This is a genomic window from Pantoea sp., from assembly GCF_039594315.1.
GTDB lineage: Bacteria > Pseudomonadota > Gammaproteobacteria > Enterobacterales > Enterobacteriaceae > Pantoea.
This window is the reverse complement of the sequence record NZ_JBCNNP010000017.1, coordinates 19415-42424: the sequence shown is the minus strand read 5'-3', so window position 1 is coordinate 42424 and position 23010 is coordinate 19415. Positions and strand designations below refer to the sequence as shown.

The 23010-nt window shown below is 48.5% G+C and carries 19 protein-coding genes; 13 read left to right on the top strand and 6 right to left on the bottom strand.

Annotated elements, in window-relative coordinates; all coding sequences use genetic code 11:
• Nucleotides 1-2 precede the first annotated feature (2 nt).
• A complete protein-coding gene (locus ABDW13_RS12340) occupies nucleotides 3-449 on the bottom strand; it encodes a GNAT family N-acetyltransferase (RefSeq protein ID WP_343552847.1) in 447 nt (148 codons plus the stop codon).
• 315 nt (nucleotides 450-764) lie between these two features.
• On the opposite strand from ABDW13_RS12340, the gene ahpC reads away from it, so the two are divergent.
• The 4 genes from ahpC to ABDW13_RS12320 all read left to right on the top strand — a co-directional run bounded on the left by ahpC (nucleotide 765) and on the right by ABDW13_RS12320 (nucleotide 7820).
• Nucleotides 765-1328, top strand: a complete 564-nt coding sequence (gene ahpC, locus ABDW13_RS12335) for an alkyl hydroperoxide reductase subunit C (RefSeq protein WP_007889514.1) — start codon at nucleotides 765-767, stop codon at nucleotides 1326-1328.
• A 71-nt stretch (nucleotides 1329-1399) separates the two neighbouring features.
• Nucleotides 1400-2968 (top strand): alkyl hydroperoxide reductase subunit F, encoded by a 1569-nt coding sequence (gene ahpF / locus ABDW13_RS12330; protein ID WP_343552846.1) that lies wholly within the window; start codon nucleotides 1400-1402, stop codon nucleotides 2966-2968.
• A 145-nt stretch (nucleotides 2969-3113) separates the two neighbouring features.
• Nucleotides 3114-5393, top strand: a complete 2280-nt coding sequence (locus tag ABDW13_RS12325; protein WP_343552845.1) for an ATP-binding protein — start codon at nucleotides 3114-3116, stop codon at nucleotides 5391-5393.
• Nucleotides 5394-5522: 129 nt separating this feature from the next.
• The gene (locus ABDW13_RS12320) at nucleotides 5523-7820 is read left to right on the top strand and encodes an ATP-binding protein (RefSeq protein ID WP_343552844.1); all 2298 of its coding nucleotides are present in this window, start codon (nucleotides 5523-5525) and stop codon (nucleotides 7818-7820) included.
• On the opposite strand, the gene ABDW13_RS12315 is transcribed toward ABDW13_RS12320, so the two are convergent.
• Entirely contained in the window at nucleotides 7801-8505 is a 705-nt protein-coding gene (locus ABDW13_RS12315) for a response regulator transcription factor (RefSeq protein WP_343552843.1), read from the bottom strand. The genes ABDW13_RS12320 and ABDW13_RS12315 overlap by 20 nt on opposite strands.
• A 646-nt stretch (nucleotides 8506-9151) precedes the next feature.
• Here ABDW13_RS12315 and ABDW13_RS12310 point away from each other — a divergent pair.
• The 9 genes from ABDW13_RS12310 (at nucleotide 9152) to ABDW13_RS12270 (ending at nucleotide 18471) form a co-directional block, all read left to right on the top strand.
• Nucleotides 9152-9445, top strand: coding sequence for a hypothetical protein (locus tag ABDW13_RS12310; protein WP_343552842.1), 294 nt, complete (start codon nucleotides 9152-9154; stop codon nucleotides 9443-9445).
• A gap of 7 nt (nucleotides 9446-9452) precedes the next feature.
• The gene (locus ABDW13_RS12305; protein WP_343552841.1) at nucleotides 9453-10289 is read left to right on the top strand and encodes a tetratricopeptide repeat protein; all 837 of its coding nucleotides are present in this window, start codon (nucleotides 9453-9455) and stop codon (nucleotides 10287-10289) included.
• Nucleotides 10286-11677 carry an FKBP-type peptidyl-prolyl cis-trans isomerase gene (locus ABDW13_RS12300; protein ID WP_343552840.1) on the top strand — a complete coding sequence of 464 codons (1392 nt, stop codon included), beginning with the start codon at nucleotides 10286-10288 and terminating at the stop codon, nucleotides 11675-11677. The genes ABDW13_RS12305 and ABDW13_RS12300 overlap by 4 nt, the downstream gene beginning before the upstream one ends.
• A 294-nt stretch (nucleotides 11678-11971) precedes the next feature.
• Nucleotides 11972-12511, top strand: coding sequence for a fimbrial protein (locus tag ABDW13_RS12295; protein WP_343552839.1), 540 nt, complete (start codon nucleotides 11972-11974; stop codon nucleotides 12509-12511).
• Nucleotides 12512-12535: 24 nt separating this feature from the next.
• Nucleotides 12536-13063 (top strand): fimbrial protein, encoded by a 528-nt coding sequence (locus ABDW13_RS12290; RefSeq protein ID WP_343552838.1) that lies wholly within the window; start codon nucleotides 12536-12538, stop codon nucleotides 13061-13063.
• Nucleotides 13064-13171: 108 nt separating this feature from the next.
• Entirely contained in the window at nucleotides 13172-13930 is a 759-nt protein-coding gene (locus ABDW13_RS12285) for a molecular chaperone (protein ID WP_343552837.1), read from the top strand.
• Between the two features lie 14 nt (nucleotides 13931-13944).
• Nucleotides 13945-16614 carry a fimbria/pilus outer membrane usher protein gene (locus ABDW13_RS12280; RefSeq protein WP_343552836.1) on the top strand — a complete coding sequence of 890 codons (2670 nt, stop codon included), beginning with the start codon at nucleotides 13945-13947 and terminating at the stop codon, nucleotides 16612-16614.
• A 1-nt stretch (nucleotide 16615) separates the two neighbouring features.
• Nucleotides 16616-17692 carry a fimbrial protein gene (locus ABDW13_RS12275; protein ID WP_343552835.1) on the top strand — a complete coding sequence of 359 codons (1077 nt, stop codon included), beginning with the start codon at nucleotides 16616-16618 and terminating at the stop codon, nucleotides 17690-17692.
• A gap of 149 nt (nucleotides 17693-17841) precedes the next feature.
• Nucleotides 17842-18471 (top strand): response regulator transcription factor, encoded by a 630-nt coding sequence (locus tag ABDW13_RS12270; protein WP_343552834.1) that lies wholly within the window; start codon nucleotides 17842-17844, stop codon nucleotides 18469-18471.
• 20 nt (nucleotides 18472-18491) lie between these two features.
• On the opposite strand, the gene ABDW13_RS12265 is transcribed toward ABDW13_RS12270, so the two are convergent.
• The 4 genes from ABDW13_RS12265 to ABDW13_RS12250 form a co-directional block, all read right to left on the bottom strand.
• Nucleotides 18492-18689: a hypothetical protein gene (locus ABDW13_RS12265; RefSeq protein WP_343552833.1), complete on the bottom strand. Its 198-nt coding sequence runs from the start codon at nucleotides 18687-18689 to the stop codon at nucleotides 18492-18494.
• Between the two features lie 221 nt (nucleotides 18690-18910).
• Complete coding sequence (locus tag ABDW13_RS12260) at nucleotides 18911-20785, bottom strand: GNAT family N-acetyltransferase (protein WP_343552832.1); 1875 nt, start codon at nucleotides 20783-20785, stop codon at nucleotides 18911-18913.
• Complete coding sequence (galE, locus tag ABDW13_RS12255) at nucleotides 20782-21813, bottom strand: UDP-glucose 4-epimerase GalE (protein ID WP_343552831.1); 1032 nt, start codon at nucleotides 21811-21813, stop codon at nucleotides 20782-20784. The genes ABDW13_RS12260 and galE overlap by 4 nt, the downstream gene beginning before the upstream one ends.
• Before the next feature lie 56 nt (nucleotides 21814-21869).
• Entirely contained in the window at nucleotides 21870-22994 is a 1125-nt protein-coding gene (locus ABDW13_RS12250; RefSeq protein WP_343552830.1) for a sugar efflux transporter, read from the bottom strand.
• Between the last annotated feature and the right edge of the window lie 16 nt (nucleotides 22995-23010).

Here is a 23010-nt window from a genome sequence, read left to right as displayed (position 1 = left end):
TTTTAGCGATTTCCGCTGGCGCGTCTGGCCAGCGGAAAATGCATCAACACGTACTTTCCCTGTTCGCTCTCGCCAGTCGCTTCCCGTCGCCAACCGTGTTTGAGGTAAAAATCCTGTGCCGCCTGATTTTCTTGCAGGCATTTCAACGCGCCGGTCGAGCTGAAACGTGATTGCACATGCGTGAGTAACGCGCTGCCCACGCCTTGCCCCTGCGTTGCGGGATCGACATACAAACTGTGTAGAAAATTGTCGTTATCCAGCACAGCGGCAAATCCCATGCGATGACCGTCATTTTCGGCGACGAAAACCGTTTCGCCCAAAATCACCGCATCAAAATCTTCCAATTGCCAATGTGCGCCATCCAGCCACGTCCAGTTATGGCGCCGCGCCGCCAGATATAGCGTGCGCAAAAACGGGCGATCGGTTTCCTCAAATAAACGTATATCCACTCAGGCACTCCATTCACAGAATTGATTGACGCTTTGCCAGGTCACCATAAATGGCGACCCTACGAAAACGGCTCAGCTCTCTGTAGGGTCGCCATTTATGGTGACCGTCCGCATTCCTAAAAAATAGCAGCAGCGGGACGAAAAGATAAAGCCTGTTAAATCAGCGCTTTTTCTGTGTAGAATGCCCGCGCGAGCCGCATGAAATCAGGTGTCGGCGCTTTGATAGCTTTTAGTTATCTGATTGATAACGTCTGCGTATTAGAAGTTGGCCCGAAAATTCTGTAGCCTGCATCACATCTTTTAACGGAGGTCACCATGTCCATCATTAATACCAAAATCAAACCATTTAAAAATGCAGCGTTCAAAAACGGCGAATTCATCGAAGTCACCGAGAAAGACGTTGAAGGTAAATGGAGTGTTTTCTTCTTCTACCCGGCTGACTTCACCTTCGTATGCCCAACCGAACTGGGCGACGTGGCCGATCACCACGAAGAATTCCAGAAACTGGGCGTAGACATCTACTCCGTTTCTACTGACACGCACTTTACCCACAAAGCCTGGCACGGTTCTTCTGACACCATCGCGAAAATCAAATACGCGATGATCGGTGACCCAACTGGCGCACTGACCCGTAACTTCGAAATCATGCGTGAAGACGAAGGCCTGGCAGACCGTGGTACCTTCATCGTTGATCCAGAAGGCATCATCCAGGCTATCGAAATCACTGCTGAAGGCATTGGCCGTGACGCATCTGACCTGATCCGTAAAGTGAAAGCAGCCCAGTACGTGGCTTCTCACCCAGGTGAAGTTTGCCCGGCTAAATGGAAAGAAGGCGAAGCAACTCTGGCTCCATCACTGGACCTGGTTGGCAAAATCTAAGTCAACACCACGCCATTCGATCTTTCTCAATCGGGTGCTACGGCACCCGATTTTCATGACAGGAACTCACTATGCTCGACACCAATTTAAAAACCCAACTCAAGGCCTATCTTGAGAAACTAACTAAACCGGTTGAGTTGATTGCCACATTGGATGATGGCGCCAAATCTGCGGAGATTCGCTCTCTGTTGGCCGATATCGCGAGCCTGTCTGAAAAAGTCAGCTTCCGTGAAGAGAACGATCGTCCGGTTCGTAAACCTTCTTTCTTAATTACCAATCCAGGCAGCAACAGCGGCCCGCGTTTTGCCGGTTCGCCAATGGGTCATGAATTTACCTCGCTGGTTTTAGCCTTGCTGCAAACCGGTGGACACCCTTCGAAAGAAGCGCAAAGCCTGCTGGATCAAGTGGCGGCGCTGGAAGGTGACTTCCATTTCGAAACCTATTACTCGCTGTCGTGCCACAACTGTCCTGATGTGGTGCAGGCGCTGAACCTGATGGCGATCCTCAATCCGAGTATTAGCCACACCGCGATTGACGGCGGCATGTTCCAGAACGAAATCACCGATCGCAACGTGATGGGCGTACCGGCGGTATTCCTCAACGGCAAAGAGTTCGGTCAAGGCCGTCTGAGCCTGGCGGAAATCGTCGGTAAAGTGGACACCAACGCTGATAAGCGTGCGGCAGAAGAGCTAAACAAACGTGATGCCTATGAAGTGCTGATCGTCGGCAGCGGCCCAGCGGGCGCAGCTGCAGCTATCTATTCGGCGCGTAAAGGCATTCGCACCGGTTTGATGGGCGAACGTTTTGGTGGACAGGTACTGGATACCGTGGACATCGAAAACTACATCTCAGTACCAAAAACCGAAGGTGCGAAGCTGGCCGGTTCACTGCGCGCGCACGTTGATGATTACGATGTCGATGTTATCGACACGCAAAGCGCTATCAAGCTGATCCCAGCGGCAAAAGAGGGCGGTTTACACGCAATTGAAACCGCTTCTGGCGCGGTGTTGAAATCACGCAGCATCATCATTGCCACCGGCGCACGCTGGCGCAACATGGGCGTGCCGGGCGAAGAACAGTATCGCACCAAAGGCGTCACCTATTGCCCACACTGCGATGGCCCGTTGTTCAAAGGCAAACGCACGGCGGTAATTGGCGGCGGTAACTCTGGCGTGGAAGCGGCTATCGATCTGGCTGGCTTGGTTGAGCACGTGACGCTGCTGGAGTTCGCCGGTGAAATGCGTGCCGATAAAGTGTTACAGGATAAACTGCGCAGCCTGAAAAACGTCGATGTAATCCTTAACGCGCAGACCACCGAAGTCAAAGGCGACGGCAGCAAAGTCACCGGCTTGTCTTACATCGATCGCAACACGCAAACCAGCCACGACATCGCACTGAGCGGTATTTTCGTGCAAATCGGTTTGCTGCCAAGTACCACCTGGCTGGAAGGCGCAGTTGAACGCACTAAAATGGGCGAAATCATTATCGACGCCAAGTGCGAAACCAGCCTGAAAGGCGTATTCGCCGCGGGCGACTGCACCACCGTGCCGTACAAGCAGATCATCATCGCCAGCGGTGAAGGCGCCAAAGCCTCACTGAGCGCGTTTGATTATTTGATTCGTACGCAGCCAGCTGAATAATTTTCAGCACTCGCTTCACGAAAGCCCTGCAACAGATGTTGCGGGGCTTTTTTTTGCCTGAATTCAGCTGATTAATCCCGCTGCCGATTTTTTCTCATTGCGGCTAAACTGCCAATATTACAAGCGGTGCGCAAAAGGAAAGCGAATGAAGTGGCTGATGTTGATATTGCTGGTCGTACTGCAAGTGGCGAAGGCTGAACCTATTGCCTTAACACCAGCACAACAAGCATGGATAAAGGCGCATCCGGGTATTACTTATACGGTTGCCGATCGCTGGCCGCAGGACTACCGTGAAAATGGTCAGCCTATTGGGCTAAGCCGCACCATTCTTGATGAAATTAGCCAACGTACTGGCCTGCATTTCAAATATGTCCCTCCCGAAGAAGCGCTACTTAATCCACCAATGCTCAATGCTGCGGTAAGCGCAGATCTTCTCCCCACGCAGGAAAAACAGCGATGGTTGTTTACGCGATCCTGGATGCAAACCATGCCGATGTTGGTCGGACGTAAGGAAACAGTGGATATTCGAAGTATCGATCGGTTAAGCGGCAAGCGACTGGGTATCGCGCAGTCGTCAGAATATGAGCCGTGGATTCGTCAGCATTATCCTGCAATTGATTTGGTGGATTTCACCAACGTTAGCGATGCATTGCGTGCAGTGGAAGAGGGCAAGATTGATGTCGTGATAGGTTCTGGTTTGATTATCCTGCCGATTTTGCAGCGGTTTTATGCGGGGGATTTGGCCGTTACCGGTCAAGTGCCGGAAATGGCAAGTGGCATCAGCATGGCCATTAATCCTGCCAATCCAGAGTTACGGGATATTATCAACACGGCATTTACCACCATAAATGGCGTTGATGCGCAAAATATTTTCAAACGTTGGGTGGGGATCGTTGATTTAGGCACACCGTCAATTGGTGTGATTATTGAACATTATCGATACCAGTTACTGATTTTTGCCACCTTACTCATCTTGTTATTGTTGGCATTGCGCAGCGCCGTTGTCGCGCGTCGCCGAGCGCAGGCCAGTGAAAAAAGTAAATCTGAATTTCTCGCCGTGATGAGCCATGAAATTCGCACACCAATGAATGCCATCATCGCTTCACTTGAATTGCTGCAACAACCGGCACCGGCCAAAAAACATCAGGAATATCAGGCGCTGGCGCTTTCGTCGTCGCAGGACTTACTGGAACTGCTGAACAGTGTCCTCGATCATACAAAACTCACCCAGCAGCAAATCCCCCTCAATATTGCGCCTTGTGATATCAGCACGCTGTTAACCGCAGTCTGTGATAGCCACCGTCCATCAGCCGAACGTAAAGACGTGCAGCTAATATTGGTGATACAACCAAAACTGGAACATCTTTGGGTGGAAGTAGATGCGCATCGTTTGCGGCAAATTATCAATAATTTGCTGTCAAATGCGGTCAAATTCACTGACAGCGGCAGCATTACGATGAAAGCAGATTGGCAAAGTGAGCCTGGATTACCTGATGCGCTGACAATCGCGGTAGAAGATTCTGGTATTGGTATTGCGCTAGCCGACCAACAACGGATGTTCCAGGCTTGGCAGCAAGCTGAAAGCCGTGGTGGCCGCATTCGCAGTGGCAGCGGATTAGGACTTTATTTATGCCGCACGCTGACCAAACGTATGGGAGGAGATTTAACACTTAGAAGTGAATTAGGAATTGGCAGCACCTTTACTTGCATTCTGCCGCTAAAACAAACGCATAGTGACCTGCAAATTGAAGAACAGCGGCCTCTTAATGCACTACCGAACGGGCTGTCTGTTTTGGTGGTTGAGGATCACCCTGCCAACCAGCAAGTCGTGGCTGCGCAGCTCACACAGCTAAATTGTCATTATGAAATGGTGGCAACGGCTGAAGAGGCGCTACAACTGCTGGAGGAAGAGAATTACTACGATGCCATGCTGCTGGATTGCAACTTGCCGGGCAAAGACGGTTACTGGCTGGCCGAACAAATCCGTCGGTTTGAAATGGAGCAACAACGCGATCGCACGCCGTTAGTGGCGATTTCGGCCATCAGCAGTCTGGAGCATCGCCAGCGTTGCCTCAGTAGTGGCATGGATGATGTGTTGGTAAAACCGATACGTTTGGCAGAGTTGGCGGAAAAGTTGGGGCAATACCATGCGATAAATGAACCTCAAGCGCCAATGCTGCTCAGTGATGAGGTCAAACTCTGGTTGCAGCAGGACCGGGATAATTTTGCAGGTGCCTGCGAGCAACGTGATACCAAACACATGATTCATTTTATCCATCGCATTTACGGTGTCGCGCAGATGTACCAGCTTGATGAGTTGGCAGTTTGCGCTGGTAAAATCGAAACGCATTTACGCCACGCTGAGCTGCCCGAAAAACCGATGCTGACAAGCTGGCAATCACAATTATCCCTGCTTATTCCTTAAGACTCATCGCAAATTCGAGAGTGCTCTCGTAGAGAGTGTGCTGAAATTTGCATCAAATATCCGGCTTAATCTGCTGCGCCGGAACAAATTTTGCGCGGCGTTTGGTTTCTCTAGCCGAGTTAATACGTTATGCGCACATTGCTCTCAGGTTTGCTGTTGCTGGCAAGCCTGCTGCTCCCTTCATCTTCAGTTGCTGCTCAGATATTTTTAACGCCGGATGAACAGCGTTGGATCGCTACGCACTCTACTGTTCCTTATCATTTTATTGCCAGTTGGCCGCTTGATTACCTGGATCAAGGGGAACACATCGGTCTGAGCCGCGATTATCTGGATAAAATCAGCCGAATCACCGGATTGCACTTCGTGCAAGCACAACAAACTGGGCAGCAACCGCTGCTGGTTTCGGCGGTAGCGCCCGAATTTCTCTCTGCGAAGCATCTCCGCAACTGGTCTTTTAGTGAGCGCTGGCTTTCCACTAGCGCGTCGGTCATTACTCATAACGATGGCGCAACGATTAATTCACTCGATCAACTGCAAGGGAAACGCGTTGCCGTGCGCAGTGGCACGCTCTATGAAAGCTGGCTACGAGAAAACCGCCCCGATATTGTTTTAATTCCAGTTGATCACATGCGCGAGGTTTTTCAGGCGGTATTCGAAAATCGCGCGGATGTCGGATTAGGCTCCAGTTTAGTGATGCGGCCGTTATTGTGGCGTTATTACTCGCACAAGCTGGCGCTGGCGGGACAAATTCCAGAACTTTTTGCCAGCATGACGATGGCGGTAAGCGCACAACATCCTGAATTACTGAGTATTATCAATAAAGCATTAGCCGCGCTGCCTGCTGAAGATGCCAATGCGATGTTTGATCGTTGGGTCGGTGATTTGCGCTTAGGTTATCCATCAATGGGGGTGATTTTTTCGCTGTACCAGTGGGAAATCATGACCTTTTGCCTGCTGGTATTATTGCTCGGTTGGTTGTTACAACGCGCAGTGGTTCATCGTCGGCGTGCCATGGCCAGTGACGCGCGTAAGACCCAATTTCTTGCCATGATGAGCCATGAAATTCGCACGCCGATGAATGCGATGATTGCCTCGTTGGAGTTGATGAAACGCACTGATAATGAGCATCAGCAAGAGCAATATTTAGCCTTAGCTTCCTCTTCCGCACGCAGTTTATTGGATCTGCTCAACGATATTCTTGATCACAGCAAATTGTCAGCGGATTGCATCACCATTGATAGTCAACCCTTCGACCTCAGCGAACTGATCAATACCATCTGCGATAGTTATCGCCCCATCATGGCGGAGAAAGGGTTGAATTTGGTGATCTCTATTGAAGAGCCGCTCAACAAACAGTGGATGCTCGGCGATCCGCATCGTTTACGGCAAATTATCAATAACTTGCTGTCTAATGCGATTAAGTTTACTGAAAATGGCGCCATCTCCATCACGCTTGATGGAGAATATTTTGCCGACAATACCTGCATGATTTCTTTAGCAGTGGCAGATACTGGCATTGGCATTCCGGCAGAGGCACAAAACACCCTGTTTGATGCCTGGACGCAAGTCGATGATGGCGCAGAGCGACGTTATGGAGGCAGCGGACTCGGTTTATGGATTTCACAGCAGTTAGTCACGTTGATGCGAGGCGCACTGAGTTGTTATAGCCAGCCTGGAGAAGGCAGCACCTTTATTCTGAAATTACCGCTTCGTCCCTGTGCCGCTAAGGCCAAAGTGGTCGAAGCCGCATTACCGCGTTTTGTCACAGAAACCATGATTCTGCTGGTTGAAGACCATCCAGCCGCGCAGCGAACCTTGCAGGCGCAACTTGCAGAATTGGGCTGTCAGGTTGAATTAGCCGAAAATGGACAACAAGCGCTGACTTTGCTGGAAGAAGAGAATTACTACGATGTCATTCTCCTGGATGCCAACTTACCGGATATCAGTGGCTATGACATTGCCCGGCGCCTGCGCGAACTTGAACGTGAGCGCGGTAATGAAGCGACGCCAGTGGTGGCCATTTCAGCGATGAGTGATGATGCGCATTATGAGCAATGTGAAGAGAGTGGCTTCGATGTGGTATTAAGTAAGCCGATATTGCTCAATACATTAGCCCAATGTTTGCGCCGTTGGTGCCACCTGGCATCGGCTAATGAGGTGCGTGAAATCAGGCTGGAATCGAATCAACAGGAATTACAAGTATGGCTGGAAGCGGATGTGCGCGGGTTTAATAACGCCAGTCTGAACGTAGATATACGGCTAATGCAGCATCATATTCATCGTCTACGCGGTACTGCGCAAATTTATCAAATGAATGAGCTGGCGCAGTTGGCTGCCACGATAGAAGGCCAACTGCGCACAGGAATTACGGTCAGTGAAGAGTTAGCTCATCAGTGGAGCGACACGCTTAAAAATGCAGTGATTTAAGTAATTCTTCTTTGATGATGAACAGTTCGTGGTCAGCTTTTAGTCCCAGTTTTCGCATGGCGCTTTGTTTTTGACCGCTGATGGTTTTCAAACTACGGTTAAATTTCTCGGCAATATCCGTTACCGTCATGCCGGTGAGGAAACAGCGAATCACCTCCTGCTCTTTGGGTGACAGCGCTGATAAACTCACGGCCTGACGCATGTTTTCTTCACTGAAATTTCCATTGATCAGCGCTTCACCATGGCGCTGTTGATTCGCCAACTCTTGTGCCATTTGTGGTTCGATAAAAGTACGGCCACGGCTCACTTCCAACGCAGCATTGCGAATCTCTTCAAACGGTCGATTTTTACCAATAAAGCCTTTGGCACCCCCGCGGAATGCCAAGGCAACGGTGGCAGGATTGTAATGGGCCGAAACCACCAGCACGGCAATATTGGGATGCAATCTCGACAATGTTTTAATTAAATTAAGACCATCAACATCTGAAGGCGCGAGTTCATAATCAGCTATAACCACATCGACTGAGGTTTTTTTAATACAATCAAGCAATTCCTTGCTACTGGTAAAGGTTCCCACCACTTCAAAGTCAGGATTTTCTTTCAGTACATCACTTAGCCCGCGTAATACCAAAAAGTGATCATCTAACAAAGCAATAGAGACGTTTTTACGACGGAATGTTTTCATCCACAAACACTCTTATTTATCAAATAGGGGGTAAGAATCAGTGTACTGCACTTTTGGCAACTGTATGGCATGACTGACGATTTTTAGCGCATCACATCCGTGTTGCCGCGGCCGAAAACTACCGCGCTTGTCGGATGATGTCATCCTTTTTTGCTATCTAATTGACGCTGCTCACCAAAAAATTTCTTATTAGATGAAATTAACAGCGTAATGATGAATTACATACAATCTATATCGGTTGGGAAATGATTTTATAAAAAATAATTGATTGATTTGAGAGTGCTCTCGTTTTTCTTTTTACTTGGAAGCTTTACGCTTGAGCATGAACATTACGCTTCTTCCGTAAAATAATACTGTTGCTTTTTGATTGTAAATGAAAATTTACCCTACGTTAAAATTATTGGGTTGGCATGCTATTGCCTTTATTTTCATGAAAGTCAAAAAATAATGCCTGCGCGGATCATGGCGATGAGTCGTTATGAAGCCATGCGAAAAATAAAAGCGCCAGCAGATATACGCGAGAGGTTTAATTAGCCCCCAATCGACTGGAACTCTTATTGTTATGCAATTGTCCGGATATTTAAAACTCAGCTTGGTCATCGGCAGTATTGCGATGATAACTGGCTGCATTTCGCGGCATGAAGCCATGGCTTCACACCACACCACTGCGTTACAAAACGCGTCGCTGCCAGGTCTTGAGCGCTGTCAGTCTGAACTATCGGCGTTGGCACATTACGATCTGGCGCGTTATCAAACACAACATAGCGCGCTTAACGGTTTACTGGATCGCAGCGCTAAATATCTCTTAACACGCGCGCAGCTCAATACGGATATGCAAGCCACGCTCGACAGCGTTTATCAGGCCGAGTTAGCAAAACGCTGCCAAAACATTCATAGCGAATTGTTCCGTGCCATGTTGGCGCAGGCTGATGGGGAGTGATGTAACTATGAAAACCTTGTTCCCATTATTCGCTGTTAGCGTGCTGTTGAGCGGTTGTGTTGCACACAATCCACCGCAATCGCAATTGAACCAGACAAGCGCCCCGCAATTCGCCGAACCTCGATTATTGCGCGACTTCAGCCAGCAGATGGACAGCACACGTCAACAAGCCGCTGCCGGCGCGCGCAGTGCTCAGCAACAATATGGTGGCTGGTTAGCTTCTGCCGGTCAGCGTGATGCCGCGCAACCGTTGCTGACAGCTGCGGCCGAAAGTGGCCAGGTGCAGGCGCAATATCAACTCGGCATGTTGCTGCTAGATAGCCAGCCGCGTGAGGGCAAGCAGTGGCTGCAACATGCGGCTGAGCAAGGTAACAGCACAGCAGCACAGCAGCTTGCTCGCTACCATCGCAGCGGTAATCCGCTGATACAGGATCCCCAGCAAGCATTTAATTGGTTGTTGCATGCTGCGCAGCAGGGCGATGCACAAGCACAAAACGATGTTGGAGCGGCCTACAGTCGCGGAATTGGCGTGAAGAAAAACACCGCGCTGGCGGCAGGCTGGTATCGCAAAGCGGCCGAACAAGGTAATGCGCTGGCGCAGTTCAATCTGGCCGGTGCTTATCAAGCCGGTGAAGGTGTTAAAACACATCCGTTGCAGGCCTACGCCTGGTACCACGTGGCGGTACAAAACAGCCGCGATCCGCACCTGACTACTATTGCTGAGCAGATGAAGCTGCGCATGTATGCCGCTGCCACGCGTAATGGCCAGGCGGCGCAGGCGCGCCAACTGGCGCAGCAATTCACGCAGCAATATGTCAAACCTCATGAGGATGTACTGCCATGAAACCGATATTCCCCCGATCACTGATTGGCTTGGCCGTGGCGACAACCTTGTGGTCTTCTGCCAGTTTAGCCACGCCGTCGCTGACGGGTTTTAGTTCTGATAGCACGATTCCGTATTCATTATTTGAGGATACTGAAACGGTAAACCCATGGATAAAGCCAGCACCCGCAAAGAACAAGCCGCTCAAACCGGCCACTACTAATCATGTGAAGCAGATGCAGCAGCTCAAACAGTTGCAGCAATCGTTGAGCGAACAGCAGCGCATCAATCAAGAAGTACTGGCCGGACATCAAGTTGAGAAGCAAGCCTTGCAACAGCAGTTAGCGGCCTTGTCCGCTGACCAAGCCACGGTTGAAACACAACGGCAGCAATTAGTGGCTTTACAGCAAGAGTTGGCGCATCGCGAAAATCAGCACACCGGTTCGCAGCAGCAGTTAAATGATCTGCGACTGTTATTGGCGGCACATCAGCTGCAGGTGGATACCCACACCCTGCAGCAATCAACGTTGGCCGATAAGCTGAAAGAAAAAGAACAGGTGGTGATTGCGCTGAGCAATCAGCTGGAAGCAGAGCGCGTAGAAAAGCAGGCATTACAAGATCAGGTTGTAAAACCCGACGCTGCGCAATTGGCTGAGTTGAAACAGCACCAGGATAAAATTGCTGAGCTGCAAATCACGCTGCTGGAAGCCGAGGATCAGCGGGCAGCATTACGTGAGCAATTAACTAAGCAGCAAGCCATGCAGCTAAGCGCGGCGCCAGAAAGCCATGAGCAGAAACTCTCTTATGCCAACGGCGTGGCGTTCGCCAGCAACATTGTGCAGAGCCTGCGCGCGCAGCAAAACCTTGGTGTGGAGCCGGATCGTCCGATGGTTCTGGCGGGGATAAAAGATGCTTTTAGCCAGCGCGTGGCACTGAACAGTGACGAAGTCGCCAAACTGGTCACCGAGCTGGATGGCACGCTTAATGACAAGCTGCAACAACAGCAGAAAACCCAGGCGGCAGAGCGTGAAAAACAGTTAAAAGCCGGTAAGGCGCTGATTGAGAAAACCAAACAGCGTAAAGGCGTGAAAACACTGGATGGTGCTTATTATGTGGTGAGCAAAGCCGGTAAAGGAGAGAAACTTAATGCAGAAAGTACGGTAGATATTCTGCTCACCGGGCGCTTGCCGGATGGCACGGTATTCGATAGCAGCGGCAAGGATAATAAGGTGCAGCGCGTGAAGCTGGATTCCTTATTACCGGCCTTAACCAAAGTGTTAAGCCAATTGCAGAAAGGCAGCCAAGTCGAAGTGATATTGCCAGCTGAGAAAGCCTTTGGCGATGCGGGGGTAGAGAATCTTATTCCTGCCGGCGCGACGTTAATCTTTGATATTAAAATCAACTCTTAATTACCCTACGTCGACAGGGGGCTGTCGTCACCTTGAGGAAAATATCTGACTCATTCCCTCTACGCCACGCTAAATAGTGTGGCGTTTTTTTATGTTTTATTTTTAGGGTTTTCTCACCGAATTGAGAGTGCTCTTGTGTTAGGCGGGGAGGGTAATGGGTATTATTATTTCACCAAGAAGCGATGGTTATAATTCGCACAGCAAAGTTTTATTGGTTGTACCACGTAAAAAACAAAGGAAAATTCATGCAGTTTTCCCTTGTTAATTTTCTAACTTTGAAAAGGGTTCGTAATAATGAACAAAAAAATCTTGTCATTGATGACATTCGCAGCGATCTCGGCAGCAAGTGTGAGCAGTGTTAATGCTGCAACCTCGGGTGTATTAAGTTTTACCGGTACTGTTGAAGAGTCAACATGCGAATTAGTTGGCCACACTCAAACCATTTCTTTCCCAGAATTTAACGTAGCAGAAGTCAACGGATTAGCTCATAACGCTCAGATACACAGAATGCCTGTTAATTTCCGAGTTCAAAATTGCCCAACTAATGTCAGTGCTGCAGGTTTAACATTTGATTATACGCCTCAATCAGGAACTGATAAAGAATATATTGATTTACCTGGTGCATCAGTACGTGGTGTGGGTATGGCTATTTATGCGGGTTCTTATATCAAGAATGGCGATACTCGCACTGTAAATATTAGAAATGGTTCTGGAAGCTATACTGTATATTCCCGTTTGAACCGCATGACACGTAATGGCCCAGAAGGTACCGGCGCAACGGTGGTGCCAGGCAGCTATAATGGTACGTTTAACGTGACTATGACTGTTCAATAATAATTTTAATTAGGGGAATATAAAATGAAATTTAAAAAATCTGTATTAGGCGCTATTTTGGTTATGGGCATGACTTCTGCATCTGCATTTGCTGCCAATAACGGAACAATTACTTTTTCTGGTGCCATCACTGATGGTAGTTGCCAGATTCCTGTCAGCCAAATGACTCGGACTATTAATCTGGACAATGTTGGCGCATCTGATTTAAACACTGCTTCGATTGGTACAAGCGTCCAAGAAGAGGCATTGCAATTTGACGCGGCATATTGCCCAAATACAGTAACTGATGTGGCTGTTCAATTTGACTTCACTCCAGATGCTACTAACAGTCAGTATATTGCCAACACTGGAGATGCGCAGGGCGTGCTGTTTGGTATCACCGATGCTAACGATACCTTAGTCGCAAATGGTGGTTCTGTTGCCGCTGATGCAGTGTCTGGTACTGGCACCGCAACTGTTAATGCTAAAATCCGTGCTTATCGGGTTGGTAGTGCAGCTCCAGTTGCTGGTTCTATTGCTTCAACAGCGACTGTAACGCTGATTACGCAATAAATTTATGGCAGCATGAAATAAAATAAAAACGCCTTGAGGAACTCACGGCGTTTTTTAAATCAACAAGTATGCCTTAGGAATGCATCAGATTCATTCCTAAGGTTACTAATGAAAGTTTTTAGTTGTTGTTTTGGTTCTTATTATCGGGAGAGAAAGATGAATTTTTTATGTAAAACAGTTGCTTGTTTATTGGTATTAAGTCCTTTGATTATAACTGATGCTCTCGCAAATAATGGAGAAGGAGGTTTTAGTTTAGGTAGCACGAGAGTCATCTATGATGGCCGAAACAATGAAGCAACGTTTAGTGTTATAAATAGTGCAAAAGATGCACCTTTTTTAGCACAATCATGGATAACTGCTTATGATGAAAATGATAAAACTAAGCCACCATTTATCATAACGCCACCCCTTTATCGTCAGGATAATGGAAAAAACACCCTAAGAGTTGTACGCTCAGGTGGAGATTTAGCCACTGATAAAGAGTCCGCATACTGGTTAAATGTTAAAGCTATTCCTGCAGGAGTTAAACCCAGTGATCAAAGTAATTCACTATCATTTGCCTATGTTCTTCGGATAAAACTTTTTTATCGTCCAGCAGGGCTTGCCGGAAATCCTTCTACTGCCTACAAGGATCTGGTTTTTACACGTCAGGGTGAAAAACTTATCGTTAAAAACCCAACGCCTTATCATATAACACTTAATAAAGTTTCATTGGGTGGGGAAAATTTGAAAAATATATCTGCTATGGTTCCTCCTTTAGGGCAGCAGACTTATGAGCTACCCCATTCAGCCGTTAGTAACGTTGTTCGCTATCAGGCTGTCAACGATTTAGGTGGTGTTCTGCCTGAAGAGAATAAAAAAATATAAGATAGTTGCGTAGAATGCCGGCGATTAGTACGCCAGGGGAGAGTTGCGTGCGTAAGAATAATAAAGAAAATAATAAAGAAAATAATAACGAAAAATATATTCCTTCTAACTTGCGTGTGAAATTACTGAATTTTTTTGTTCGTCATGCAATCTTTACTGGAGGTGTTTTTCTTAGCCTGAACGGAACAGTATTGGCTGATGAGTATTTTAATCCGGCATTACTCTCTATGCAGGGGCAAGATGTTAATAGTGATGTAGCAGACCTCAGCCATTTTTCATCAGGTGCGCAGTTGCCAGGTGAATATCGCGTATCACTCTATATTAATGACCAATTCATTGGTGATGAAAAAGTCAACTTCATCGCTGGTGACGGTAAGCAATTGTTGCCAGAATTCACCCGTGCGCAATATGAGCAATTTGGTGTGCGCACTAACGCTGTTAATGGCTTATCAGATCGCGCCAATGATGAGGTGATAAAAGATATTCGTGACTATATTCCTAGTGCACGAAGTGATTTTCTCTTTTCTGAGCAACGCTTAAAACTGTCAATTCCACAACTATTAATGAAACGTCGTGCACAGGGAGAAGCAGATCCTTCAAGCTGGCAACAGGGGTTGCACGCTGCTTTACTTAATTATGCAATTACAGGCAACCACACTCGTGATCCCGGTCGATTAAACGCTAGTGCAAATGATTCCCTGTATTCCAATTTACGTGGGGGAGTCAATTTCGGTGCCTGGCGCTTACGAAGTTACGCTACGTATCAAAAACGATCCTCAACCAGAAACAATAGCAATAGCTTCGATGTGATAAGCACGTATTTGCAACGCGATATTCACGCCATCAAAGGCCAGCTAACGCTCGGTGATACTGCAACGCCCGCTGATGTATTTGACAGTGTGCAGTTCCAGGGAGGACAACTGGTTTCTGATGACAGTATGTTGCCTGATAGTTTGCGCGGTTTTGCACCAGTGATTCGTGGCGTGTCGGAATCAGGCGCGGAAGTCACTATTCGTCAAAATGGCAGCACGATTTATCAATCTTACGTGCCGCCCGGCCCATTTGAGATTAACGACCTTTATCCGGCATCGCTGAGCGGCGATCTTGTAGTGACCATCAAAGAAAACGACGGCAGCGAGCGTACGTTTTCTCAGCCTTACTCGTCCATCGCCATCATGCAGCGCGAAGGGCAACTGAAATACGCTATGACCATTGGCAAGTTGCGTAATAGCGGCGGCGCGATTTCCGCCAGTGCGGCTAAGTTTGTGCAGGGTACGCTAATCTACGGCTTGCCGAATGCCATCACCGTGTACGGCGGCATGCAGTTGGCGAAAGAGTATCTGTCGGCTAGCGTTGGTGTCGGTTTGGGCATTGGCCGCTTGGGTGCAGTATCTGCCGACATCACGCAATCCAACGCTACCTTGCCAAACGGTGAAAAGAGCCAGGGGCAATCTTATCGTCTGCGTTATTCACGCAGTATTGTGGATACCGGCACTTCAGTATCGCTGGCGGCCTATCGCTACTCCACCGAAGGTTATTACACCTTGCAGGATGCAATGACCAACCCTGGGGATGCGATTGATGGCGGCTTTAATCGTAATTATCGTCCGCGCGGTGAATTCCAATTGATGGTGAACCAGTCGTTGGGTGACATCGGTTCGATGTATGTATCAGGTTCCCAGCGTGATTATTGGAATAAACCGGGCAATCTTCGCACTTATACGTTGGGCTATAACACCAACGTGTTTGGCATCAGTTATGGCATGAATCTCAGCCAATCACAGGACAGTGATAGCGGTAAAGAAGATCGTCGCCTGGCGTTGACTGCTTCAGTGCCATTGAGCCGCTGGTTGGCTGGTGATTCGCGCAACACCATGCAACTCAATTATGGCATGGCACACACTAAAGGGCAGGGAACCACGCAGCAGGCGGGTTTGAGCGGCAACGCACTTGATAACCAGCTCAACTACAACCTGAGCCAGACGCTGGGCAATGACAGTAACACCAGCAATCTTTCAGCGTCCTATCGTGGTAACAGCGGCACCGTGTCTGCGGGATATAACCGTAGTCACGCGCAGGAACAAATCAACTATGGCTTGCGCGGTGGAATTGTCGCCCATCCGTATGGCATTACACTGGCTCAAGAGCTAGGCGACACCGTTGCCTTGGTGCGAGCACCTGGCGCAGCCAACATCAAAGTGAACAACCAAACCGGTCTCTCAACCGACTGGCGCGGCTACGCAGTGATGCCGTATATGTCGCCGTATCGTCGCACCGACATTTCGCTCGATCCGCAGGGCTTAGGCAACAACGTCGCCCTCGATCAAACCAGCACGTCGGTGACGCCAACGCGCGGCGCTGTGGTGCTGGCTGACTTCAAAACCCAGCGCGGTCACCAGGTAATGATGACGTTACGTAAAGCTAACGGTGACTTCGTGCCGTTTGGCGCCACCGCCAACCTGTTGCTGGATGAAGGTGAGCAGAATAACGGCAGCATTGTGGGCGATGAAGGATTGCTCTACATCTCCGGGATGCCAGACAGCGGCACGCTGAGTGTGCAGTGGGGGCGGGGTGCAGACGCATCGTGCAGGGTGAGTTTCAATCTGAAAAGCGCCAGTGAAAATCAAATTGACGGCGTGCCGTTGCAGGTAGAGAACGTCTGCCAGAACAGAGAGGGAACTTAACATGGCTAACGCTATCGTTAAAGGCACGTTATTCAGTGGCCTGATAACCGCCGTTTTAAGCAGTAGCGCCATGGCGCAGAGCCTGGCGCTCTCAGCATTACCCGCAGGATGCAGCTACACGCGCAGTGAGCAGCAACCGCTTAATGGACTAATTAAAATCCCGGCGGCAACGCCACAGTTTGCTGCCATTGGTGAAGCCCCCCATACGTTGATGGATATTGGGGTGTTGTGCGAGGGACCGCTGAGTGCGCCGGTGTCAATCGGATTGAAAGAGAGTGGCGCGCTGAGCTGGATTGGTCCCGGTCGTGATGTGCTGGCAACCAATGTTAACGGTATTGGGGTGCGCCTGTTTGCGGAGGATACAAGTGAAGGCGGTCAATGCGTTGGTTCGGGCGCGATAACGGCCGGACAATCCGCGCACTGTTCGATTGGGCGTGAAGGTGAGGGCAGGAAACGCTTCGATTTTAAACTGAAAGCGCAACTGGTGAAAATTAACAACAACACGCCAATACAGTCGCAGCGCACGCTGCAATTAAGCGACGGCGGAGCGATGTTCCTGGAGTCGCAAGGCACAAGGCAGCAACAGTTAGATGTGTTGAACAGCGGTTTGCTCGCGCCATCGATTGCCACGCAAGCCAGCTGCACGCTAAGGACACCACAAAACCGCACGGTTAATTTTGGTACGCTCTACCGTCCCAAATCGGGCAATCAGGAAGTCACACTGGGACAGGCGCAGGTCACGCCAATTGAAGTGTCCTGTTCGCCGCTGCGGGATGACGGCAGCAATAACTACAACGTCGACATCACTTTCAGTGCCGGCAGCCTGTCGAATAATGATGATACGGCGCTAGCGACGTCCATCGACGATATGGCGATCCGTTTTTCCACCAAAGCGGAAGGAGGAGACTGGCAAAAATTTGGTGAAAAACTGCCGATGATTTATAGCGCAGCGTTAAGTGGTAACGAAAGCCATTTTGCACAAACGTGGTATTGGTTCTTACGTTATTTGCCGAATGCTAATCATCAGCAAACCGGGAATTTCACGGCCGTGGCGACTTATACCATTACCATCCAGTAATTATACTTTTCATAAGTTATTTCTTATGAAAGCTGATTGATGATTGAGAGTGCTCTGGTGTTTGATTTGAATTAATAATCGCATAATGTCTTGGTGGAATCATGGATTTATAAAGAATTCCAATTATTGCTAGCAGGTTATTATTTTGAATGGACGAAAATAAAATGAGTGAAAATAATATTGTCATCCTCGATGATCATCCGCTGTATTTGATTGGCCTCAAAAGAATTATTAATGACGAATCCGACTTTCGCGTAACTGATTGCTGTAAAAATAGTAGTGAGTTATTTTTGTCTCTCAGTTTAGCACCTGCAAATATTGCGATAATTGACTGTTCACTTCCCAATGGGGATTTGGATGTTAAAGCGGTGATTGATAAACTTCACCGCCATTATCCCAAAATGGCAATTGTAACGATGGGGGATTGTCGTCATCATCAAATGCAGAGTGATGCACTGCAACCATTGGTCAAATCTTATTTTTGCAAGTCGCTCTCTCCTGAAAATGTCATTACCGGCTTACGCCACATTTGGCTTAATCATCGCTATGATGAAAAAGGTATTTCCGCTGATGGGGAAAAGGACAAAATTGGCGCCCGATTATCGGCAAAAGAAAAAATAGTAATGGAATATTTGCATGCAGGGCTTAGTGTATCGAAAACGGCATTGAGATTATCACGCAGCGTCAAAACCATTAGTTCGCAAAAAAGAGCGGCGATGCGTAAGCTCGGATTACATCGCGATAGCGATATCTTTCGCTTAGATATAAATGATGTTTAAATAATCATGCTGCGAGGATATTATCCCAGCCAGCGGCGGGCTTCCGCATCACTAATATCGCGGTAATATACTTTATTGATCTGAACATCGCAGCCTTTACATTGGGCGCTGATGTGTGTGGAGTAATAGCTGCGGCCAGAGGGTGAAATGGCACCACCTCGCGTGATGGTAATATTTTTCCAGCGATGCATGTGGGGGATAAAACTGAATAATTTCATTGTGATTTCCGGTTCTAAAACAGGTAAGTGACAACTTGACGCGTTACGCTGTGTAGCCGGAGGCTTATTAGGCCGATTTTATTCATGTCATAATTTGATTTTAATCAATTTGAATCCATTGTTTACCTATGAATAGGTATTAGCGGTGTTCAATCATTTCCATTATATGAATATTGGCGCGCTATTAACGCTTAGCGCGCCTTTTATTTGATGTAAACCGTTTAGAGCGTTATCGCCATAAACAGCAATTTATCATTGAAACAGCTTACTTCCTTTTCCATCGTGGCGATCAACTCAAATCCTTTCTTGCGATAGATCACAAGCGCCGGGCTGGACTGCCAAACACATAAAGTGATACGGCGCAATTTTTGCTGTTTGGCTTGATGAGTTATCCGCGACAAAACTTGACTGAAATAGCCTTTACCCTGTTCTTCAGCATGCAGCGCCACGCTGCAAACAAAGTAATCGTCAGGCTGACTGTGATAGGTGACAAAGCTGTCGTATGCGTCATCCAGCGGCCTTACCTCCGCGCGGTAACCGTAGCCAACCTTAATCGAATCGTAATCTCTCATCGGTGCAGCATTGATGAAACCAATCATTTTTCCAGCCGCGTTGTACAGCATGGATATTTGGCTAAGAAACGGTTGGATATTTTGTTGTTGCTGTAAGCTAATAATATCCAGCGAGTGAAGGTTGCTAATCGAACAATATTCCAGATAACTGGTGCGAAGAATTAGTTGTGCCATACAGCGTAGTTCGGCGCAGTTGGCTAAGGTTCCCGGCTTAAACCATAATGTTTTTTCAATCGTGGCGAAAATCGGCTGCCAAAAATCACCCGCATCAATCGCCTGTTGGTTATTAGCAATAAGGAAATCACTAAATAACGCGTTAACTTTATCGAGTTGTTTATCCTGAGATAGTACGCCGTAATAGTGATAATAAGGAATCTCAGCGCGCAGTTGCGGTGCATAAGCAATCTGCAAAATATCACAGTCAATAAACAGTGGGGCAAATTCAGCCAGCGTTAAAGGGTTATCTATTTGCCAGTTACGCAGATTGAGCTGAGCTATCGTGTGTTGATAATACGACTCTTCTTCATCACTCAAAGCACGCTTTTCGCCGCTTAAAATATCCTCCTGCAAGCGCATACCTTTAATTCCACAGATGCGCTGTTGTGGCACATCAAAACCGCAGATTGCGTATTCACGGCTGAAATCCTGGTGGCTCAATTGGCTAATGGTTAATTGTTCGCACCATAATTGATAAAACGGCTCGAAAATCGCACGCTCGCTTTCGGGTGTTTTATTCGCTAGTGGTTGCGGCCAGTGGCGATAAATATCGCTGAGTTGTTGCTGCATTTTTAGTAACGCAGGATTTTGCTGGTGGCTAATGATCATGCCAGTTTCATCAGTAAATAAATTTAGCCAGTTAATTCGCTGTTGCGTGCCGGAAAAATCCGGCAGTTCTGGCTGACATAAAAACAGCGTTGCCGGTTGTGCGGGAAGAGTATCCGCATCCATATATACGCCGCCACGTTGGGTCAAAATGGCCATGCGGAAAAAGTCGGAAAGGGTGGCGTAATAACGTTTATCATGCAGTTGCTGCAACATCTGCGTTAAAGCAGGATCAAACTCGCGCATTAACGCGCTCAAACTGTTCACGTTAACCAACGCATCCGTTAGAAACAGGATGCCAGGTTGCAATTCATCATCGGCTTGTTGAGCGACAAAGCGCACATCGCCCGCCAGTTGCTGCGCATCCCAAACCCATAATGTCTGCTGAAATTCACTTTGGCTGGCCTCGATAGCGCGTTGCCATTGGACAATAGTTTGGGTTACGTTCGGCGGCGGCGGGCCACCAAGCCATACGCGATGCAGCGTGCATTCTTTGCCGCTCAAGCGACTGGTGGGCACCGCAAACATCGATGAGAAATCGGCAACGTTGATTTCACCGGGCTGAAATTGTTGGCACCAACGTTTGAATTTGCGAAATTCATGTTTCCATCGTGTAGTAGTTGGGATGGTAAAGCGTTGTTTTAACCCAGCAATTTGCTGTTCATACTGAACTAAAAAGCATTCACGATTGAGTTTCATCATACTTCCCCTTCAACCGGCTGAACGACATATCCCTGCGGGTTTAGTACTTGCCAGCGCCAGGCATCGCGCAGCATCGCTTCCAATCCACGGGTGGCTTGCCAATCCAACTCCTCTCTAGCGGAACTGGGATCGGACAAGCAAATCGCCACATCGCCGGGACGACGTGGACGCATATCCAGCGGTACGCGCTTGCCGCTCACCTGTTCAAACATGCGTACAATTTCTAACACCGAGTAGCCTTGCCCGGTGCCGAGATTGTAATGGCGATAACCGGCTTGCAGATTCTTCAGGGCTTGAATGTGGCCTTCGGCGAGATCCATCACGTGAATATAATCGCGCACGCCGGTGCCGTCTGGCGTAGCGTAATCATCACCGAATACCGGTAATGCTGCACGTAAACCGTTGGCTACCTGAAATAAATAAGGCAATAAGTTGTTGGGAATACCTGCCGGATGTTCACCAATCTGGCCCGAAGCGTGTGCGCCTGCCGGGTTGAAATAGCGCAAGGCGGTGATGGCTAATTCGGGTTGCGCATCCACCACTTCTCGCAGGATCTTCTCCACCATATATTTCGATGCACCGTAAGGATTGGTGGTGTTGCCAGCATCGCAGTTTTCACACAGCGGAATTTTCACCGGAATGCCATACACCGTGGCCGATGAACTGAAGATCAGCTTATTGACCTGATGTTGCTTCATGGTTTCCAGCAGCGTTAGCGTGCCGGCAATATTATTCTGATAATACTTCACCGGTTTTTGCAGTGATTCGTTGACTGATTTCAATCCGGCCATATGGATCACGGCATCAATAGATTCGCTATTGAATACGCGATTGAGATCGGCGCGGCGACGGATGTCACCTTGATGAAAAGCTAGCTTCTTGCCGCTTAATGCTTCCACGCGCTGTAACGCGATCGGTGAACTGTTACACAAATTATCCAGCACTAATACATGATGATTTTGTTGTAGCAGGCTAAGGGCAATATGCGAGCCAATATAACCGGCGCCGCCAGTGATTAAGACATTCATTTACGTACACTCCATGTGTTTTGATGTGCGCAGCGATGCGCGACGAATGAGGTTTTTTAGACATTGTCGACCTTTGTTATCAGTAGTAATGAAATCACCAGCAGCATACAGGCCGCGGGCCAAATCGCCAGCGGTGAAACTGTGGTGAGAATTCCCTGTAATACGCCAGCAATCAGTACGCCGATGGATACCGCATTGGTATATAGCGTTGCCGCCATTCCCTGCTGCTTTTGCAGTAAGTCCTGAAACCAGAACAATCCAACGGTGGCGATGATGGCGATGAAAGTGGCATTGAAAATTTGTAGCAACATCAGTGCGATAAAACTGTGGCTAAAGAAGATTCCCGCATAAAAAATGATGCCGCACAGCATGGCGAATTGGATCTGCGTGCGTTTGCCCCAGCGCGTTAGCATTCTGGTGCTCAGCAACATGATGGGGATTTCCAGCGCAGCGGCAAGGCCGTAAAGGACGCCGGTCCAATCACTGGAAAGCGAGGATTGCTGCGCTAAATGCAACGGAAATCCAATTAAATAGAGTGAACTGCAACTCCACACCAACAAAGTAGCGAGCATCAAAAAGATCAGGTTGCGGCCTGGCGGCTGTCGTTCGGCGGGAAGGCTGGCAACTGTGCTAATCGGCTTTTCACCGTTCGGTAAGCGCAGCGCCAGCAAAGTGACGCCAACTAATAGGATCAGCATCCCGCTATAAAGCCAGGCGAAGCCGGAAGAGTGGATTATCCAGAATGCCAGCGGCGGACCAAAAATCCACGCCAGCGAGAATTGTGCGCGCAGAATAGCGCTGAATCCATTGTCACTGCGCGATTGGCGGGCCAAGGCAAACAGTTGTGGCACGGCGGCGCTGCCGCAGGCGCTGAGCAGTGAACCTAGGGTAATTAGCAGCAGATAGTCGCGGCAGAAGGTAAACAGCAGTGCGTTGAAAGCCAACGCAGCTAAACAGCACAACAGCAGTGGACGACGTTGAGGCAGACGATCGGAATAGCGCGCGATCGCCACGCTAATCGCAATACTGCTGAGCGCGTTAACGCTATAAAACGTGCCGATTTTCCATGCGGCGACATTGAGTTCGCTGGCAAGAAACAGGCTAAGTGTGGGAGTGAACAGGGCGCCGCTTAAACCGGCACCCAGCGCCACTATATAAAACGAAAATACCGCGATTTTCATCGACATCCTTGTCAGA

Bases quoted from the DNA above. Each gene is read 5' to 3' on its own strand.
- galE (WP_343552831.1), bottom strand. From the start codon at position 21,813: ATGAATGTCTTAATCACTGGCGGCGCCGGTTATATTGGCTCGCATATT.
- ABDW13_RS12305 (WP_343552841.1), top strand. From the start codon at position 9,453: ATGAAAACCTTGTTCCCATTATTCGCTGTTAGCGTGCTGTTGAGCGGT.
- ABDW13_RS12320 (WP_343552844.1), top strand. From the start codon at position 5,523: ATGCGCACATTGCTCTCAGGTTTGCTGTTGCTGGCAAGCCTGCTGCTC.
- ABDW13_RS12265 (WP_343552833.1), bottom strand. From the start codon at position 18,689: ATGAAATTATTCAGTTTTATCCCCCACATGCATCGCTGGAAAAATATT.
- ABDW13_RS12250 (WP_343552830.1), bottom strand. From the start codon at position 22,994: ATGAAAATCGCGGTATTTTCGTTTTATATAGTGGCGCTGGGTGCCGGT.
- ABDW13_RS12280 (WP_343552836.1), top strand. From the start codon at position 13,945: ATGCCGGCGATTAGTACGCCAGGGGAGAGTTGCGTGCGTAAGAATAAT.
- ABDW13_RS12325 (WP_343552845.1), top strand. From the start codon at position 3,114: ATGAAGTGGCTGATGTTGATATTGCTGGTCGTACTGCAAGTGGCGAAG.
- ABDW13_RS12260 (WP_343552832.1), bottom strand. From the start codon at position 20,785: ATGATGAAACTCAATCGTGAATGCTTTTTAGTTCAGTATGAACAGCAA.
- ABDW13_RS12315 (WP_343552843.1), bottom strand. From the start codon at position 8,505: ATGAAAACATTCCGTCGTAAAAACGTCTCTATTGCTTTGTTAGATGAT.
- ABDW13_RS12285 (WP_343552837.1), top strand. From the start codon at position 13,172: ATGAAAGTTTTTAGTTGTTGTTTTGGTTCTTATTATCGGGAGAGAAAG.
- ahpC (WP_007889514.1), top strand. From the start codon at position 765: ATGTCCATCATTAATACCAAAATCAAACCATTTAAAAATGCAGCGTTC.
- ABDW13_RS12270 (WP_343552834.1), top strand. From the start codon at position 17,842: ATGGACGAAAATAAAATGAGTGAAAATAATATTGTCATCCTCGATGAT.
- ABDW13_RS12300 (WP_343552840.1), top strand. From the start codon at position 10,286: ATGAAACCGATATTCCCCCGATCACTGATTGGCTTGGCCGTGGCGACA.
- ABDW13_RS12295 (WP_343552839.1), top strand. From the start codon at position 11,972: ATGAACAAAAAAATCTTGTCATTGATGACATTCGCAGCGATCTCGGCA.
- ABDW13_RS12275 (WP_343552835.1), top strand. From the start codon at position 16,616: ATGGCTAACGCTATCGTTAAAGGCACGTTATTCAGTGGCCTGATAACC.
- ABDW13_RS12290 (WP_343552838.1), top strand. From the start codon at position 12,536: ATGAAATTTAAAAAATCTGTATTAGGCGCTATTTTGGTTATGGGCATG.
- ABDW13_RS12310 (WP_343552842.1), top strand. From the start codon at position 9,152: ATGGCTTCACACCACACCACTGCGTTACAAAACGCGTCGCTGCCAGGT.
- ahpF (WP_343552846.1), top strand. From the start codon at position 1,400: ATGCTCGACACCAATTTAAAAACCCAACTCAAGGCCTATCTTGAGAAA.